The sequence below is a fragment of the Geoanaerobacter pelophilus genome (assembly GCF_018476885.1).
In the GTDB taxonomy this organism is placed as follows: Bacteria; Desulfobacterota; Desulfuromonadia; order Geobacterales; family DSM-12255; genus Geoanaerobacter; species Geoanaerobacter pelophilus.
In genome coordinates this window covers 1,104,852-1,121,398 of the sequence record NZ_JAHCVJ010000001.1, presented here as the reverse complement: position 1 = coordinate 1,121,398, position 16,547 = coordinate 1,104,852, and the positions used below count along the sequence as shown (strand labels likewise).

The following is a 16,547-nucleotide window of genomic DNA, read 5'->3' as shown; positions in this document are numbered from 1 at the left end:
ACATTGATCGCGATGACAGCCGGGCAAACAGGTTTATAATTTACAGACAGATCTCCTCTCATTAAGCTGATGGGGGTTGTCAAATGAAGATCCTCCTGGTGTACCCTTACTATCCGGACACTTTCTGGAGTTTCCGGCATGCCTTGAAATTCATCAACAGAAAGGCCAGCTTTCCGCCTCTGGGGCTGCTGACCGTGGCTGCCATGCTCCCGATCTCCTGGGACAAGAAGCTGGTCGATATGAACGTCAGGCCGCTTGCCGACGAGGAGCTGCTCTGGGCGGATTACGTCTTTATCAGCGCCATGACCATTCAACGGGAATCGGTGCGAGAGGTGCTCTCACGTTGCCGTCACCTCGGGGTAAAGACCGTTGCCGGCGGCCCGCTTTTTACCTCCTGTTACGACGATTTCCCGGACGTGGACCATCTGGTGCTGGGCGAAGCCGAACTCACCCTCTCTCCGTTCCTGGAGGATCTGCAGAGAGGGGAGCCACGGCATCTCTACGCCGACGAACGGCGGGCCGAGATGAGGACAACCCCGATCCCGCTTTGGGAACTGGTCGATGTCCGGAAGTATGCCGCCATGAATATCCAGTATTCGCGGGGGTGCCCGTTTGATTGCGAATTCTGCGACATTACCCAGCTCTTTGGCCGCAAGCCCCGCAGTAAAACCGGCGAGCAGATCATCGCCGAGCTGGCAAGCCTCCATGCCCTGAACTGGCGCGGCGCCGTATTTTTTGTCGATGACAACTTCATCGGCGACCGGGCCAAGCTGAAAGGGGAGATCCTGCCCGCCATTACCGCCTGGATGGAAGAGCACGGGCGGCCGTTCTATTTTTACACCGAGGCCTCCATCGACCTGGCAGACGATGACCGACTTATGGCGCAGATGGTCAGGTCAGGATTCGAGGAGGTCTTTATCGGCATCGAGACACCCCATGATGACGGCCTTGCCGAGAGCGGCAAGTCGCAAAACCGGAACCGCGACCTGCTGGCGTCGGTCAAACGTATCCAGCGGGCCGGTCTGCAGGTGCATGGAGGGTTCATTGTCGGTTTCGACAGCGACCTGCCGACGATCTTTGAGCGGCAGATCCGTTTCATCCAGGAGAGCGGCATCGTCACCGCCATGGTCGGCATTCTCACCGCCCTGCGCGGCACCAGGCTCCACCAGCGTCTGCAGCGGGAGGGCCGGCTGTTGGGGACCGCCACCGGCAACAACACGGCGATCACCCTCAATTTCACCCCGCGCATGGAGCCGGAAGCTCTCATCGATGGCTACCGAACCGTCCTTGACAGCATCTACCTCCCTAAAAACTATTATCACCGGGTGATCAAGCTGCTCAGGGAGTACCGGCCGCAGCATCTGGCAAAGTTTCGCCTGCAGCAAGGATACCTGGGGGCGCTGTTCAAATCGGTGCTGTTCTTAGGGGTTATCGGCCGGGAACGTTTTCATTTCTGGAAACTCTTCTTCTGGTCGCTGGCACGGCGGCCGCGGCTCTTCCCGCTAGCCATAACCTATGCCGTCTACGGGTTCCACTTTAGAAAGGTCGCGGAAAAGATCCGGGAGAGCGGAGTGTTCGCTGCCGCGGGGTATGGGGTAGAAAGTGCCACGGTCCCTGGCAGCGTGAAGTGACATCTCCTGTTGCTCGCAATGGACAAAGGCAGGTCTAGCGTTTAATCTGCAATAGAAGCAAGGCTTACAGGACTGTCGATAAAGGGAGCGATGACAATGGAAACGCGCGCGACAAAAACCATAATTCTGCATGAAGGGGATCCGGAGCAGAAGCGGGCCGAAATCCTCGACTATTTCCACAAAACTTTCGATATCGACGAAAAACTCTACGACACCCTCAAATACGATGACACCTTTTATCTGCGGGCTGACCGGCTGCGCCACCCGCTGATCTTCTATTTCGGCCACACCGCCACCTTTTTCATCAACAAGCTGACCATTGCCCGGGTCATCGAACAGCGGATCAATCCCAAGTACGAGTCGATGTTTGCCGTGGGAGTTGACGAGATGTCTTGGGACGACCTGGACGAGCGGCACTATGACTGGCCGACCCGCCAGCAGGTGAAGGCTTACCGTGACCAGGCCCGCGAGCTGGTGGACGGGCTGATCCGGAAGCTGCCGCTCTCCCTTCCCATAAACTGGGAATCCCCCTGGTGGGGGATCATGATGGGGATCGAGCATGAACGGATCCACCTGGAGACCTCATCGGTGCTGATCCGCCAGCTCCCTATCGATCAGGTAGTGCAGCTGCCGGAGTGGGAGATCTGCCGCGAAGCCGGGGAGCCGCCGGCCAACCGGTTGTTGCCGGTGGCCGGAGGCAAGGTGGTGCTGGGCAAGCAGAGGAATCACCCGCTCTACGGCTGGGACAACGAGTACGGTCTCCACGAAGCCGAGGTTGCCGGGTTCAAGGCTGCTGAATACCTGGTGTCTAACCGGGAATTCCTGGCATTTGTCGAGGCCGGCGGCTACCTGGAAAGGCAATGGTGGACCGAGGAAGGATGGCACTGGCGGGAATTCAAGCAGGCCGAGCAGCCGCTGTTCTGGATAAGGAACGGGGCTGGTTGGCAGTTGCGCACCATGGCGTCGGTGATTGATCTGCCCTGGAACTGGCCGGTTGAGGTCAATTATCTGGAGGCCAAGGCGTTCTGCAACTGGAAATCGGCGCAAACGGGATTGCCGGTCCGGCTTCCCACCGAGGATGAGTGGAACCGGCTGCGCGATCTCTGTGCTATTCCGGATCAGCCCTACTGGCAGCAGGCGCCGGGCAATATCAACCTGGAACAGTGGGCGTCATCCTGTCCGATCGATCGTTTCAAAACCGGTGATTTTTATGACGTGCTGGGGAATGTCTGGCAGTGGACCGAAACCCCGATCTACCCGTTTCATGGCTTTGAGATCCACCCCTGGTACGATGATTTCTCCACCCCCACTTTTGACACCAGGCACAACCTGATCAAGGGGGGATCGTGGATCTCCACCGGCAACGAGGCGACCCGGGACTCGCGTTACGCCTTCCGCCGCCACTTCTTCCAGCATGCCGGATTCCGCTACGTCGAGAGCGCAGCGCCGATCGAGATCCATCAGGACCAGTACGAAACCGATACCCTGGCGGCCCAGTATTGTGACGCCCACTACGGACCGGAGCATTTCGGCGTCCCCAATTTCCCGGCAACCGTTGCCGCGATCTGCCTGGAGCTGCTGGCCGATCGTCCCAAAGCTCATGCCCTGGATCTGGGGTGCGCGGTGGGGCGGGCGTCCTTTGAACTGGCCCGGGGCGGCTTTAGCCGGGTGACAGGGCTGGATTTTTCCACCCGCTTCTTCCGGCTGGCAGCGCGGATGCAGGAAGAGGGGTATCTGCGCTATGAACTTCCTGAAGAAGGGGACGTGGTCTCATTCCACGAGATTGATCTGGCGGCGCTGGGGCTGGCAGGTATTCGCGAGCAGGTCGATTTCTATCAGGCCGATGCCTGCAACCTGCCGGAAAAATTCACCGGCTACGACCTGGTGCTGGCAGCCAACCTGATCGACCGGCTCTATTCGCCACGCAAGTTTCTGGCGACTATCCATGAGCGGTTGAACCCCGGTGGGCTGCTGGTGATCACCTCACCCTGTACCTGGCTGGAGGAGTATACCAAGAAGGAAGAGTGGCTGGGAGGCTATCGCGATAGCGGTGAGCCGGTCTGGACCCTGGATGGCCTGAAAGAGGCGTTGGCGCCACATTTTAGCCTGCTCGGAGCGCCGCGCGACGTCCCGTTTGTCATTCGGGAAACCCGGCGCAAGTTCCAGCACAGCATTGCCGAACTGACAGCGTGGCAGCTGAGATAGAACTTGAATGCAGGACCGCAGATACAATGCTATTATTGGTCCAATATGACGACACTTTCAGCGGCGTGGCACGAAACCTTAGCTCTTCCGCCATTCTGGCACCTGTGCGGCATTGTCTTCGTTTTCCTGTTGATGGTTGCCAGACGGCTCGTGCTTCGGAGCGGTGTTTTCCTGATCTTCTTTTGGTCGTTTCTGCCGACTCTGGCGCATGAGTGTTCTCATTACCTCATGGGGCGGCTCTGCCGGGCACGGCTGCAGGGCTTTACCCTGTTGCCCCGGTCAGATAATGGGAAACTGGTCCTTGGGTCGGTAAGTTTTCACAACCTGAACCCGCTGACAGCCCCGTTGGTGGCCCTCTCTCCGTTGCTGCTGCTCGGTGTTGCCTATTTCCTGTTTTGCTACTGGACGACGTTGTTCCGGGCAAGTGTATCCTCGACCATCGGCTTATATGCGATGATGTACCTGCTTGTCTATGGAGCTATTCCGTCAACGACCGACCTGAAGGTGGCGTTCAATTGGAAAAGTGTGCTGCTTTATGGTAGTGTCGGATACCTTGTCTACCTCGCCTGCCATGGGATTGCCCGTTGACCTGCAGAGGCTAGTGGATACTCTGGCAGCTATGTTGATTTGAGATATGGAGTTTGCGATGAAGAGAAAATTTTTTGGCGCTATTTTTTGTCTGCTGCTGGCGGCCCTTTCAGGGTGTGCCTTTGTTAACGTGCCTCTGGTACAAAAGCCCAGCCCATTGGAAGAGCAGGTCCTTGAAGGGGACGGCACCAAGAAAATCCTGCTGCTTGAAATCAACGGCACCATCTCCGAACAGGAAAAATCAGGAGGGCTGATCGGCAAGCCGGCGCCGTCAATGGTGTCCTATATCCGCGAATCCCTGCTCAAGGCCGAACAGGACAAGAACCTTGCCGCTATCATCCTGCGGATAAACTCACCGGGCGGGACCATCACTGCCAGCGATATCATTCACCATGACCTCACTGAGTTCAAAAAACGGAAAAAGGTCCCGGTCATCGCCTGTATCATGAGTGTTGGCGCCTCGGGCGCCTATTATATTGCCTCTGCTGCCGACGAAATCATTGCCCATCCCACAGCTATTACCGGCAGCATCGGTGTCATCCTGGTAAAGTTCAACGTTGAAGGGTTGATGGCAAAGATCGGCGTTGCAGAGCAGACCATCAAGTCGGGGGACAAGAAAGATATCATGTCCATCTTTCGCAAAGCCACTCCTGAAGAGGTTCGCCTTGGCCAGGAGATAATTGACCAGTTCTACGGGCGGTTTCTCGACGTTATCATGGCTCGTCCCGGCAATGCTCTGACTCGCGATGGACTGCGCCAGCTTGCTGATGGCAGAATTTACACCGCAGACCAGGCGCTACAAGCCAAGTTGATTGATAAAATCCGGTATCTTGACGAGGCAATAAAAGATTTGCGGGGTAAAGTTGGCGAGGAAGACGCGCGAGTTGTTACCTATTACCGTTCCGATAATTTCAAAGGGAGCATTTATTCCGGCGCAGCTGAGAAAGACGGCTTGGTAGAGTTGCTTGGAGGCAGTATGGGGGCTGTTTCGGGTGGTGGATACATGTACCTGTGGAGTCCCTGAAAATAGGCCCCGAAGGTATTGTTTGTAATTGATACGGGTTTTAAAATGAAGTTGCTTGTTGTGACACCAGCAATTCCTTTTCTGGCCGATTCATTGATTTGATCTGGGTCTCCCTCCTGGCGGCAGAAGATCGGCTGTGGCCCCTTTCCAGATAAACCACCTGAAGTGGCTGCCTGCCTCGAAAATACTTGGCTCCTCCCCCTGCCGCATGTTGCTGGAACCTTCTCTCCATGTCTGTAGTAATTCCCGTGTAAAGGGTGTCGTCAGAACAGAGGATGATATAGACCTGCCAGTTCATTGTGGCGCCATCGTGAATACTATCTTTCTGTCGCCGTGCACTCTCAAAGCCGGTCACTTTGACCCATGGCTCAGGAGGGCGTTATTTTCGATTGGGCATATCAACGGATTTATAAACTATTTCCGATACTGCCCTGATGATATCCGCCTGCTTCTCGCCATCATGCCCCTGGGTCAGGATTCCCAATATATATGGCCCTTTGGGGTGGTATACGATCCCAAACTCATGCAGTTGGTAAAGATTAGGATTTTCCTTGGTCCAATATTCGCCGAATTTCGACGCGAGTTTCACCCCTGGCGGAATCCCGGCAGCCATGCCTTGGGGAAAATCCTGAGAACTCATCATTTGCAGAGCCAATTCCGACATTTCCTTATTCAGGAAAGATGCATTATAGAGAATACGCAAAAATCCTGAATAGGTTCGGACCGTGATGGAATTGTGGTCGTAATCAGGATCGCTGGTAATGTCCATATTATCGAGGACATACTCGAACTCCTCCTGAGACATGACAGACCCGAGCAGCTTTAGCGCTTTATTGTCGGAGAACTGCATCATGTGTAGCAGCAGTTCTTCAATTGTATAGCTATGTCCCGACTGCAGTGTTTGCTCTGGTTTCAATTTCTGCGGTGGGCCGGTATAAATTTTTTCATCAAACGTAAGCTTGCTTTTGAGAACAGACGGGTCTTTCTCGGCACGCTTGAGCCAGGCAATCATGACCGGTACTTTCATCATGCTGGCCGGATGGTATTTCGCCCGTTCATTGATGCCGAACCAAGGGCCGTCCGACAAGTCCCGGTAGTAAACCGACATATTGCGGACGGCTCCGGATTTGATCTGTTGGTCTACGAACTTTGCCACCTTCTGCTTGAATGGTATCGGTTCCCGGTTCACCTCATATCCCTCGGGGAGTTCAACATCCAGTAACGGAGATATGTATTTAAAGCCGCTAAGCCTGGCGCGGCGCTCGGGCATGTTTGAGGAGCTGCGGTCATGCCAGTCGTGGGCATACCAGCCGGCGCCGAAGAGCAGAGCGGGAAAAACCAAGCAGATCACGATTCTTTTTACAGTTTGTCTAGTCATGACGACCGTAAATCCTAATGTCCCGCACTCTTTGCCGCTGCTATCAGTTTTCTCCCGAGTTCCCGTTGTTCGTCAGTCAGAGTTTCCTCCACTGCACCAGATACCGCAGCCTTGTCCTTGGCTGGGGGCGGATAGCCCTTTAGTTGTGCTAACTGTTGTGCATTGGCTTCTGCCCGTTTTTTTTGCTCCTTCAGCATTTGGTCAACAGCTTTCCGGTCCTCGTGGGCACTGTACATGATCAGCCCCTGAGCAATTGGGTAACTTATGCAGAAAAATGCTGCCAAGGCCATAAAACCTTCGACAACCACTTCGCTCGTCATGAAAAACAGTATGTAGCTCGCCGCTTCTAACAATTTTTGTACCTTGCAGTAATTTGTTGCAACAATTGTAAGCGTCTATCGGCAATATTCAACAGGATTTTTCTACGGTTTTTTTGAGCTCAAACAAAGGGGGGCTGCAAGCCATCTGTCTCAGCCGGTTGCTGATTTACTGTCCAAAGCTTCACGCACCTTGGCTGCCAGATCCGATAAGGAGAACGGTTTGGAGATAAAGTACACATGTTCATCAAGCACGCCATGGTGGGCAATGACGTCGGCTGTATATCCCGACATGAAAAGGCATTTGACCTTTGGGCAGAAAAACATCAGATTTTTGAAGAGATCCCTGCCATTCATCTCCGGCATGACCACATCGGTCATGAGCAGCTGAATTTCGTCAGCGTGTTCTTTTGCCAGCACAATTGCCTCATTCGGACTGTTTGCCGCCAATACTCGGTAGCCCTGCTTTTCGAGTAACTTCGTGGTCAACACCAGGATGCTCGGCTCGTCCTCTACCAGCAAGATGGTCTCTTGTCCCCTGGACAGCGGGCTCGCAGCATTCGCGGTACTTGCCTGCTGTTCATCGCTTTCATTACGGGGCAGATATACCCTGAATGTTGTCCCTTGACCCAGCTCGCTGTACACGGTGATAAAGCCGTTGTTTTGCCTGACAATGCCATACACCATTGCCAGGCCGAGACCGGTTCCCTCACCGACCCCTTTCGTGGTAAAGAACGGTTCAAAGATGTGTGCCATCGTTCCCTGGTCGATGCCGCGACCATTGTCGCTCACGGCAAGCAGCACATACTCTCCGGGATTGAATCCGACGTTGTTGGCACAATAGTCGGCGTCAAACGTGCAGTTTCCCGTCTCAATGGTGATTTTGCCGACATCGTCGATTGCATCGCGGGCATTGACGCATAAATTTGCCAGGATCTGGTCGATTTGCGACGGATCGACCTTGAGCTGCCACAGGTTGTTTGCCGGGAGCCAGGCAAGCCGAATGTTCTCGCCGATGAGCCGTTGCAGCATCTTGAGCATTCCCGCTACGGTTTCATTCAAGTCAAGCACTTTGGGCGCAATGGTTTGTTTGCGGGCAAAAGCCAGGAGCTGCCGCGTCAGGTCAGCAGACCGTTCGGCAGCGTTGCGGATTTCAGTAAGGTCACCGATTAACGGTGATGCCGGGTCCGTCTTCAGCAGGGCCAGTTCCGCATGCCCGAGGATGACGGTCAGCAGATTGTTGAAGTCATGGGCCACGCCGCCGGCCAGACGGCCGATTGATTCCAGCTTCTGTGCCTGCTGCAGTTGCGATTCGAGCTGTTTCTTTTCAGAAATATCGGAATGCGTGCCGGTCATGCGAAGCGGAGCGCCGGTCGGGTCCCGCTCAACTACTTTCCCTCTGGTAAGGATCCATTTCCAGCTACCTGATTTTGTCCGAAGTCGTTGTTCAACTTCAAAAATCTCGGCTTGACCTTTTATATGGGCCTGTAGTCGCTCCTCAGTAATAGGCATGTCATCGGGATGAACCAGGTCGGACCAGACTTGCAACAGATCGTCAATCTCGTCTGCTGGATACCCCAGGATCTCGCAACCGCGAGGACTTAAATATGTCCTTCCATCCTGCAACTGCACATCCCACAGCCCATCATTGGTACCTTCCAGCGCATAGCGCAGCCTGTTTTCGCTCTCCAGCAGCTCGATATTTTTCTGGTGAAGTTCCTGCGTCCGTTCCTTTACTCGGTTTTCCAGTTCCTGAGACTGTTGTTCGATCTGGGAATAGGCAAGCGAGTTCTTAAGGGCAAGGGCAATGGGCGGTGCCAGAAGAGTGATGATCTGATTGGTGTCGGCAATTCGCTCAAGCTCTGGAAGGTCAAACAACAGCAGCAGGCCGACCGGTTCGCCTCCGGCACATAACTCGAACCGGGCAACGGATTGGATGCCCACCCGGTGTAACAAGGTTCTTAAGGGATGATGGTCGGGAAGCTCATCTGGCGAATAAGGCAGCGCGCCAGGTGTCTTTTCGAGGCAAAACAGGTCGAGTTCTGCCACTGAAAAAAGATCTGCCCTGCGCAACGGGCTGACATGCAGCAATTCGTTCGGCGCCGGCTCGGGGCGGTGCGCCAGGACCATTACGGTTTTGGCGCCGCTCAATTCCCGCAGCTGTTCTGTCAGGACCTCTCCCAGTTTCTGTGGCGAGGTGGAAACCAGCAGTCCCGAGATGAGCTCAATTGCCATCAACTGCGATGCTGCATGGGATTCACGGCTGGTTTTCACAACGCTCATGCCGATTCCTCTTTAAGCGCTTCCGTCCGGGCCGACATTAATGCTGCAAGCATAGTGTCCAGGGATACTGCTTCAACGCGCCAGGGGAGTCCGGTGTATGTTGAAAACTCCTGTAGTTGCTGTTCCGGCACTGAAGCCAGGCCGGTATCCAGATAGACCAGCACTCCGCGATTCTCGCCCATCAGGTCATGTGCTGTCGCCTTGTTAAGGCCCAGTTCATCCTTCATGATCTGTTCCCAGCGGCTTGCCCATTCAGGCAGTACCAGAAAGGCTTCTTCGCGCATCAGCTGACGATAGCGTTCGCGTCCGACAAGCAACTGGGCACAGTTGATGGCGCTGACCCTACCCACATGGAAGCGGCGCACCAAATCTAGCATGTGAGCGGAACAATCACCATAGACCATTACCAGGCAGCCGTTACCAGCCTTTTGTTGTTCTAGGGTTGCCGTCAGCCTGGTTTCAAGCTGAGGGGGATCCATATGCAGCATTGAATCGAGAAAAAGCAGTTCACCGTCAATAAGCCCGCGGCGGTGCAGTTCCTCCATCTCGGCACGTACTACACCGCAACTGATCCAGATGGTATGAGGGTTCATCGGTTGCCGGAAATTTCTGCCGAATAGTCGGCAGCAGCTGAAAGCATGGCTCGCAGGTTTTCGGGTGGTGTGGTCAGTGGAATGTCTGCCCCGGCATTGGACAGGATATAGTGGCCGGATGGTGCGGCAGCATCCAGGCAAGAGCGGCTCATCTCCGAGATTTGACCGGCTGATAGCGCCGGAAGGCTCAGATTGTCCAGGTTGCCGATCAGGTTCATGTCAGGGCCAATCAGCCGCCGGGCTTCGGAAAGGTCATCCCTGGAGCCGACGGCGACACCGACCAGCCCGGCCAGGCCCGAAAACAGGTCCAGGTTATGGGTTATGCGGCCTCCGGTTTGATGCAGCACCTTGGGGCCGCTGATCTGGGTAAAAGTCGTTGTCAAATATGGAAGGAACCGCTCGGCAAACAGCGATCGTGGCGCGATTTCGGCCGCTGCCGTCCCTTCGGTAACCACCAGGCAGTCGGCTCCCGCCGCCAATAAGGCATTGGCCCATGACACAAAAAACGGCGCAGTATGGTCAAGGAGTCTTCCGGCCAGTTCTTCTTCAAACATGACGGTCTCGATCCACTGTTCCAAACCGATTATCAGCGAAGGCATGATCCCTGGGCCTGGCAACACGGCAATGATCGGCACCTGTTCCTTATAGCGGTCAGCCAGCCGCCGTGTCGCTTCCAGGACAACTGACAGGCCGGCGGTCTGTTCCGGATTCGGCAACGGATGCAACAGCGCTGCTGCGGCAGTTTTGATCCCGGGGCGTTTCATGTTGGGGGCTTGAGATTCACTCCAGGCGGTCTCCCCGCCAAAGGCTTCCGAGATAGCGGTGTAGATGAACGGTGTCATTACCAGGTCGAAGCCGAATGTCTGCAGCACCGCCTCCTGACCGGCTGAATATGCAGCTGCGTCGCTGTATAAGGTCCGCAGGTTCACGCCTGTGAGTTTTGCCCCATATGCCCCCAATACGGCAAAAACCGGCAGGCGGTCCACCGGTTGGCCCATTAATGTTGCCATTACTCTCTGATAGGAGTTCATGGTGTGCCCTGCCTGTTCATCACCTCTGCCTGTAACCGCATGAAGAGCTCATCTGCGCCGACGGCATTGTTGGCCGTACCGTCACCGCCAACTTCGCTTACCAGTTCTGGACGCCAATTGAAAACAGCGCCGCCTACCGCCAGTTTGATCCGGTCAGTCAGGCCGCGTTCATCAATGAGTTGACGCAGTTTGCGGATGTTCAACGCCGTTGTCTGCATCATGGCCGAGGCGCCAATAGCGCAGGCATTGACTTCAATGGCCTTTTCCAGAAGTTCCTCAGCAGGCACGTCATTGCCAAGATCATAAACATCCCATCCGGCGGCGGAGAGGAAAAGCCCCACGGCTTTGCGACCGAGACTGTGGAAGTCGTCCTCGATGTTGCCTAAGACTATTGCACCTTTGGTGCAGAGGCTGTCTGTTTTATCAGGAACACAGCGCAGCAGGGTATCTTCGGCTATTTTTGAGGCAACAAAGTTTTGCGCCAGCGACATGGTTTCCTTTTCCCATAAATGGCCAAGTCGGACTATGGCAGGGTCAAGGACCTCTGCAATCACTTGCTGCGGCTCGATACCGTTCGCAAGAGCATTGCCGATCAGCTCCGCAGCACCGGAGCGGTCGGCATTGATCATGGCGTCCAACAACTGTTCACTCCATTCATGAGGTTTCATGGTAAGCCCTTTTGCGCTTGGGAACTTTGCACGTTCTTATACTTTACCATTAAAAATCATGTTTTCACCTTGTCGGAAAGATGATGGCGCATGTTTTCCCCTGGCGCAAGGTTTGGTAGGCATAAGCTTTCCCCTTTGCAGGGGTGGCAAAATGTGTAGTAGAGGGAATGAGAGGTGAATTACCAGATCAACCCGTTACCATTATTTATTCAGGAAGTTGCAGAATTATTGAAAATTGTCGATATAATTGCCACATGAAAATATATCAATCATCTTAACGCCTACGAATCTGCGTTCCTGAACAGCGGACGAGGTTGAGCTTGAACGAATCTTCTAACCCTACAACGACTTCCAATAAGCCTTTGCACGCTACACTTACTTCCTCTGAGCGTAGAAATGTCCCTCTATGGGTAGGTGTTCTGGTCATTATTTTAGTTGTCGGTACTTGGACAGCTTGGAATGCGTATGTCAGCTACAGCAACGTCATGCAGCAGGAATACCGCTTACTGGAAGTGCGTGCCAGAGAGCGCGAAGCACGTATTTCTGGGGCTTTGCGTAGTGTAAACCTGATGATGGGGAGCATCATTGTTGATTTACATGACCATCCAGGCATGTCAGTCGAGGACCAGACAGATTTATTGAAGGGCTACTTACGGCAACTGCCTGAGATTCGCAGTCTGCTGATAACTGATGCCAACGGTCGAATTCGAGTTCACACAAAAGACGAGAAAGCTGTTGGTTTCGATGCTGCCGACCGGGAATACTTCACAGTTCACAAAAATGCGCCTGAGAAAGATGATTACCATATCTCAATTCCCTTTAAAACGCGCAGTGGCATTATCGCAACTACCCAATCACGGGCTATTCGTGACAGCAATGGCCGCTTTATTGGGGTAGTTGCCGCCACGCTGGAATCCTCCTTTTTCGATGATGCTCTCAAACTGAACGTGTTTGAGCCTGGAGTCCAGTCTCTGCTTATCAACCTTAACGGCGATATTCTCAATATAGTGCCTTCCTCTAGCTTGATAGGGAAGAATCTTAAGGGAGGCATAGCCTATACCGAACACATTCAATCCGGCCAGCCTACGACCCGTCATCGCAACAAGGTCAAGCTCGAACAGGTCGTCAAAATGTCCATATTCCACAACGTACCAAAATCACCACTGGCGGTAATTGTTTCCCGTGATTACGACAGTGTCATTGCCGAGTGGCGCCAGAGCATCTATGCACACATAGCCGGTTTTCTGCTGCTCACAGCAACAACAATCTTCTTCTTCAGGTTGTCAGGTCGCCGACAGAGTGCTTTAGTTCAGGTGCAACAGCAGATTGCCGAGCGTGAAGCAGAACTGCGCACTATCATCGAGACCGAACCCGAATGTGTAAAGCAGTTGGCAGAAGACGGGACCCTCCTGAATATGAACCGTGCCGGGTTGGATATGATAGAGGCAGATTCGCTGGAGCAGGTTCGGGGTCAAAATGTTAGCCAACTCATCTTGCCCGCATATCGTGACGACTTCATGGCACTCACCCGAAAAGTCTTTACCGGAGAATCAGGTAGTCTGGCATTTGAAGTACAAGGTCTTAAAGGTGGCCACTGCTGGCTGGAAACTCATGCCGTACCCCTTAGAAATTCGCAGAATCAGATTGTTTCACTGCTGAGTATAACCCGTGACATCACTGAGCATAAGAAGGCGGAAGAGAATCGCCTCAGGCTCGAAAAACAACTGCTTCATGCCCAGAAAATGGAGAGTCTTGGGGTGCTTGCTGGTGGCATAGCCCACGACTTCAACAATATCCTTACTTCGGTGCTCGGCAATACGGAACTCGCCTTGATGCGACTCGATTCCGACTCCCCTGTCACAGAGCATCTGCGCAGAATTGAAAAATCTTCCCTTCGTGCAGCCGAGCTTGCCAAACAGATGTTGGCATATTCAGGTAAAGGCAGGTTTGTCGTCGATTCGCTCGACATCAATCATCTGGTGGAGGAAACAGTTAAATCGCTGGAAGGGTCCTTATCTGGGAGTGCCATTCGGCTTAACCTTACCCGGCCACTTAAGCCTGTACTCGCCGATGCAAACCAGATTCGACAGGTTATCGTAAATCTTACCATCAATGCCGCAGAGGCAATCAGCGATACGCAAGGTGTAATTACCATAACGACCGCTCAGGCTATGTATGATTCCGGATTCTTACAGGATTTATGGATAAATACGGGATTGCCAGCAAATACCTACGTCAGCATCGAAGTCAGTGATACCGGCTGCGGTATGGACACGGAAACTCTTGCCAAGATATTCGACCCGTTCTTTACGACAAAATTCACCGGACGTGGATTGGGGATGGCTGCTGTACTAGGTATTGTTCGAGGCCATAAGGGGACTATCAATGTAAAAAGTGAGGTGGGCAAGGGAACGACGTTTACGGTACTGCTGCCAGCAAGCACTGAAACGGCCATAATTGTTGAGAGTGTAGAGGCACCGGTTGCAGCCACCAATGAAACAAAAACAGTGCTGCTGGTTGATGACGAAGAATCAGTACGGGACCTTGGCACTCAGATGCTTAAAATGCTCGGTTATGAGACTATCACTGCAAGCAACGGCCTTGAGGCGGTGGAACTCTATAAACGACATAGCAATACTATCGACTTTGTCATCCTCGACCTTACCATGCCGATAATGGGTGGCGAACAGGCGTATTCTCAGCTTCAAGCAATAAACCCCGCAGTAAAGGTCATAATCAGCAGCGGTTATAGTGAGCATGATGTTGCCAATCTCTTTACTGGCAAAGAGATAGCAGGGGTACTCCAGAAACCGTTTAGCTCGACGAATTTGAGAGCAGCCATAAAGTTGCTAACGTAACTTTTAATATTTCTTATATTGAGGCGCTTGCGGAACAAAATGTGAAAAGCCACCCCGATTCGGGGTGGCTTTTCTTTATGAAGCACCTGAAGTCTGTAAATATCTGTCCACAATTAAACTGGAAGTATAACGTGTCAAAGGGAGGTGGAAGTATAAACTGTCCAAAACGGACAGATTATGGTTCAAGTTACAGATTTGTAACTTGAACCATAAAGTGACAACAATTGGAAGCATATATTGACAACATTCATGGGATTTTTCTACGTTTTTACACCCCTCAAAGAGAGGTGTGGAAGCATTTAGTGACAGCAAGTGCAAAATGGAAGCATAAAGTGACAATTAGTGCTGTATGTTGACCTTTGTGAATCGGCATCCAACTTTGCCCCCTGATCGGCGTTGAACAACCCCTTACATCGTTAACATTCTAATTTTTGATTGAAACCAATCTTGGGCGGGTTAACCTTGGGTGCCAATGGTGGGTCGAAGTCCAAATCACCGCTTCCACATATTAAGCATCGCGACAATGGGAAGCATGGCACGAGCCCCCAAAACGACAGCTTCTAGGGGATTGTAAACTGGCGCTACTGAAATCTTCGTCTCCGACTGGATTATTCCTCGCATACCAGCTAGCAGAGCGCCTCCGCCAGTTAAATGGATTCCGTTGTCAATTATTTCACTACCGAGGGAATGCGGCACATCCTTGAAAAATGTTTTTATCATGTTGGTAATTGTCTCGACTGCCGGCCAAACAACTTGCCGCGCTTCTTCTCGGCTGATTAATGACACTACTGAAGAGGCTGTGTTTTCAGAGACAGGATGAGCCTTCCCTGCGTAATAGTTCTGATCAGCCAGCCCAATACGCAAAATTTCCTCTGCATGATGTTTGAGGATTCGGAAATTCCGCCGTCGATATACCTCTGCCTGTACTGCCTTTCGTAAGTCACTGCACCCTCCTCTAACGGCTGCGGCGCCAATAATTTTACCAGACCTGATAATAGCACAGTCGGTTACCCCTTCGCCGATATCAACAACCATCTGCGCATATGGTGACGCAATATCGACTTTACCGCCAACTGCTGCGGCAAGTGGTTCCGGTACGACAACGACTGACGCTGCGCCAGCTTTGGAAACGCTCTCGATAATAGCCTCTCGCTCGCTGATGCTGGCATCGGTTGGTGCACACACCACTGCACGTGGGCGGAGGATCCCCATTGATCTTGTTTTTGACACAATAGGCTCAAGAATCGCCACCACTGCTTCTATGTTAACAACTACACCTGAACAGAGTGCAGAGATGGCACCTGTTTCAGATGAGCAAACTATTGGCCCATGCAATTTGGAAGCAACCCTGATTGTCGCTGTGCCCAGGTCTATGGCGATATCGGGTCGCCAGACCGGGCGACCCCACAAATGTGCCATATCACTCCTCCACTTGTGTCACTAAATTCTTTCAACCAAAAGATTCGAATCTCCCTGTGCAGGGAAATATCCTTTATCAAGAACTATAAATGAAAGTCCCCAGCTGCCTCTGGCTGGTAAAGGATTTCTTCGATTTTGAACTTTTTTGCTGCTGAACGAATGTTCCATTCTATGGTGTCGCCAACCGAATAACCAAGAGTTGCTGTGCCGATAGGAGAAACCGCGGAGATCTTTCCTTCCTCAACATTTGCATCCTTGGGGAATACCAGAGTTAAGACCATCTCCTTGTCTGTATTCAAGTCGCGCAGCCTGAATTTGGAGTTCATTGTCACAATGTTCGGAGGAATTTCTTGCGAGTCAACAATCTTGGCTACTGATAACTCCTCTTCCAGTTTTTTGAGATCTTCACGGTCTCGGTAGTTGAACTCCTTCGCTAATTCCAGTAGATCTTCGAGCCTCGATACGTCGTATTCAGTTATGTATATTGTCCTTGCGTCCATAATATAAGTGTCCTTTCAATAATAATCCTGCAATCATGCTGTGCTATTGAAC

Annotated in this window: 14 protein-coding genes; 5 read left to right on the top strand and 9 right to left on the bottom strand. The window is 52.7% G+C overall.

Translation table 11 applies throughout. From position 1 onward, the window contains the following. Positions 1-83: 83 nt before the first annotated feature. From KI809_RS05150 to sppA, 4 genes are all read left to right on the top strand, one after another. Positions 84-1,631 carry a B12-binding domain-containing radical SAM protein gene (locus tag KI809_RS05150; protein WP_214170408.1) on the top strand — a complete coding sequence of 516 codons (1,548 nt, stop codon included), beginning with the start codon at positions 84-86 and terminating at the stop codon, positions 1,629-1,631. Positions 1,632-1,727: 96 nt separating this feature from the next. Continuing rightward, the gene (gene ovoA, locus KI809_RS05145; protein WP_214170407.1) at positions 1,728-3,836 is read left to right on the top strand and encodes a 5-histidylcysteine sulfoxide synthase; all 2,109 of its coding nucleotides are present in this window, start codon (positions 1,728-1,730) and stop codon (positions 3,834-3,836) included. A gap of 45 nt (positions 3,837-3,881) precedes the next feature. Continuing rightward, a complete protein-coding gene (locus tag KI809_RS05140) occupies positions 3,882-4,424 on the top strand; it encodes a hypothetical protein (RefSeq protein WP_214170406.1) in 543 nt (180 codons plus the stop codon). A 58-nt stretch (positions 4,425-4,482) separates the two neighbouring features. Beyond that, positions 4,483-5,448, top strand: coding sequence for a signal peptide peptidase SppA (gene sppA, locus KI809_RS05135; protein WP_214170405.1), 966 nt, complete (start codon positions 4,483-4,485; stop codon positions 5,446-5,448). 40 nt (positions 5,449-5,488) lie between these two features. Here the strand turns inward: sppA and KI809_RS05130 are convergent, their stop codons facing one another. The 7 genes from KI809_RS05130 to KI809_RS05100 form a co-directional block, all read right to left on the bottom strand. Then, positions 5,489-5,803 carry a GIY-YIG nuclease family protein gene (locus KI809_RS05130; RefSeq protein ID WP_337833276.1) on the bottom strand — a complete coding sequence of 105 codons (315 nt, stop codon included), beginning with the start codon at positions 5,801-5,803 and terminating at the stop codon, positions 5,489-5,491. Positions 5,804-5,827: 24 nt separating this feature from the next. Beyond that, complete coding sequence (locus KI809_RS05125; protein ID WP_214170404.1) at positions 5,828-6,826, bottom strand: serine hydrolase; 999 nt, start codon at positions 6,824-6,826, stop codon at positions 5,828-5,830. Between the two features lie 14 nt (positions 6,827-6,840). Beyond that, the gene (locus KI809_RS05120) at positions 6,841-7,179 is read right to left on the bottom strand and encodes a hypothetical protein (RefSeq protein ID WP_214170403.1); all 339 of its coding nucleotides are present in this window, start codon (positions 7,177-7,179) and stop codon (positions 6,841-6,843) included. A 117-nt stretch (positions 7,180-7,296) separates the two neighbouring features. Then, positions 7,297-9,426, bottom strand: coding sequence for a PAS domain-containing hybrid sensor histidine kinase/response regulator (locus KI809_RS05115; protein WP_214170402.1), 2,130 nt, complete (start codon positions 9,424-9,426; stop codon positions 7,297-7,299). Then, entirely contained in the window at positions 9,423-10,019 is a 597-nt protein-coding gene (locus KI809_RS05110; RefSeq protein WP_214170401.1) for a DUF1638 domain-containing protein, read from the bottom strand. Before KI809_RS05110 ends, KI809_RS05115 begins: the two co-directional genes overlap by 4 nt. Next, entirely contained in the window at positions 10,016-11,029 is a 1,014-nt protein-coding gene (locus tag KI809_RS05105) for a uroporphyrinogen decarboxylase family protein (RefSeq protein WP_214170400.1), read from the bottom strand. Before KI809_RS05105 ends, KI809_RS05110 begins: the two co-directional genes overlap by 4 nt. A 17-nt stretch (positions 11,030-11,046) precedes the next feature. After that, on the bottom strand, positions 11,047-11,718 hold the full coding sequence (locus KI809_RS05100) for a cobalamin B12-binding domain-containing protein (protein WP_214170399.1): 672 nt from the start codon (positions 11,716-11,718) through the stop codon (positions 11,047-11,049). A 320-nt stretch (positions 11,719-12,038) separates the two neighbouring features. Here KI809_RS05100 and KI809_RS05095 point away from each other — a divergent pair, with 320 nt between their 5' ends. Continuing rightward, positions 12,039-14,576 (top strand): ATP-binding protein, encoded by a 2,538-nt coding sequence (locus KI809_RS05095; RefSeq protein WP_214170398.1) that lies wholly within the window; start codon positions 12,039-12,041, stop codon positions 14,574-14,576. 492 nt (positions 14,577-15,068) lie between these two features. Here KI809_RS05095 and KI809_RS05090 read toward each other — a convergent pair whose 3' ends face one another. Together KI809_RS05090 and rnk are read right to left on the bottom strand one after the other, a co-directional pair. After that, complete coding sequence (locus tag KI809_RS05090; protein ID WP_214170397.1) at positions 15,069-15,995, bottom strand: rod shape-determining protein; 927 nt, start codon at positions 15,993-15,995, stop codon at positions 15,069-15,071. Between the two features lie 83 nt (positions 15,996-16,078). After that, positions 16,079-16,495, bottom strand: a complete 417-nt coding sequence (gene rnk / locus KI809_RS05085) for a nucleoside diphosphate kinase regulator (RefSeq protein WP_214170396.1) — start codon at positions 16,493-16,495, stop codon at positions 16,079-16,081. Positions 16,496-16,547 lie beyond the last annotated feature (52 nt).

What these genes read in the sequence shown, in the direction of transcription:
- KI809_RS05100 (WP_214170399.1), bottom strand. Translation starts at nt 11,718, where the DNA reads ATGAAACCTCATGAATGGAGTGAACAGTTGTTGGACGCCATGATCAAT.
- KI809_RS05110 (WP_214170401.1), bottom strand. Translation starts at nt 10,019, where the DNA reads ATGAACCCTCATACCATCTGGATCAGTTGCGGTGTAGTACGTGCCGAG.
- KI809_RS05090 (WP_214170397.1), bottom strand. Translation starts at nt 15,995, where the DNA reads ATGGCACATTTGTGGGGTCGCCCGGTCTGGCGACCCGATATCGCCATA.
- KI809_RS05140 (WP_214170406.1), top strand. Translation starts at nt 3,882, where the DNA reads ATGACGACACTTTCAGCGGCGTGGCACGAAACCTTAGCTCTTCCGCCA.
- sppA (WP_214170405.1), top strand. Translation starts at nt 4,483, where the DNA reads ATGAAGAGAAAATTTTTTGGCGCTATTTTTTGTCTGCTGCTGGCGGCC.
- rnk (WP_214170396.1), bottom strand. Translation starts at nt 16,495, where the DNA reads ATGGACGCAAGGACAATATACATAACTGAATACGACGTATCGAGGCTC.
- KI809_RS05150 (WP_214170408.1), top strand. Translation starts at nt 84, where the DNA reads ATGAAGATCCTCCTGGTGTACCCTTACTATCCGGACACTTTCTGGAGT.
- ovoA (WP_214170407.1), top strand. Translation starts at nt 1,728, where the DNA reads ATGGAAACGCGCGCGACAAAAACCATAATTCTGCATGAAGGGGATCCG.
- KI809_RS05125 (WP_214170404.1), bottom strand. Translation starts at nt 6,826, where the DNA reads ATGACTAGACAAACTGTAAAAAGAATCGTGATCTGCTTGGTTTTTCCC.
- KI809_RS05105 (WP_214170400.1), bottom strand. Translation starts at nt 11,029, where the DNA reads ATGGCAACATTAATGGGCCAACCGGTGGACCGCCTGCCGGTTTTTGCC.
- KI809_RS05115 (WP_214170402.1), bottom strand. Translation starts at nt 9,426, where the DNA reads ATGAGCGTTGTGAAAACCAGCCGTGAATCCCATGCAGCATCGCAGTTG.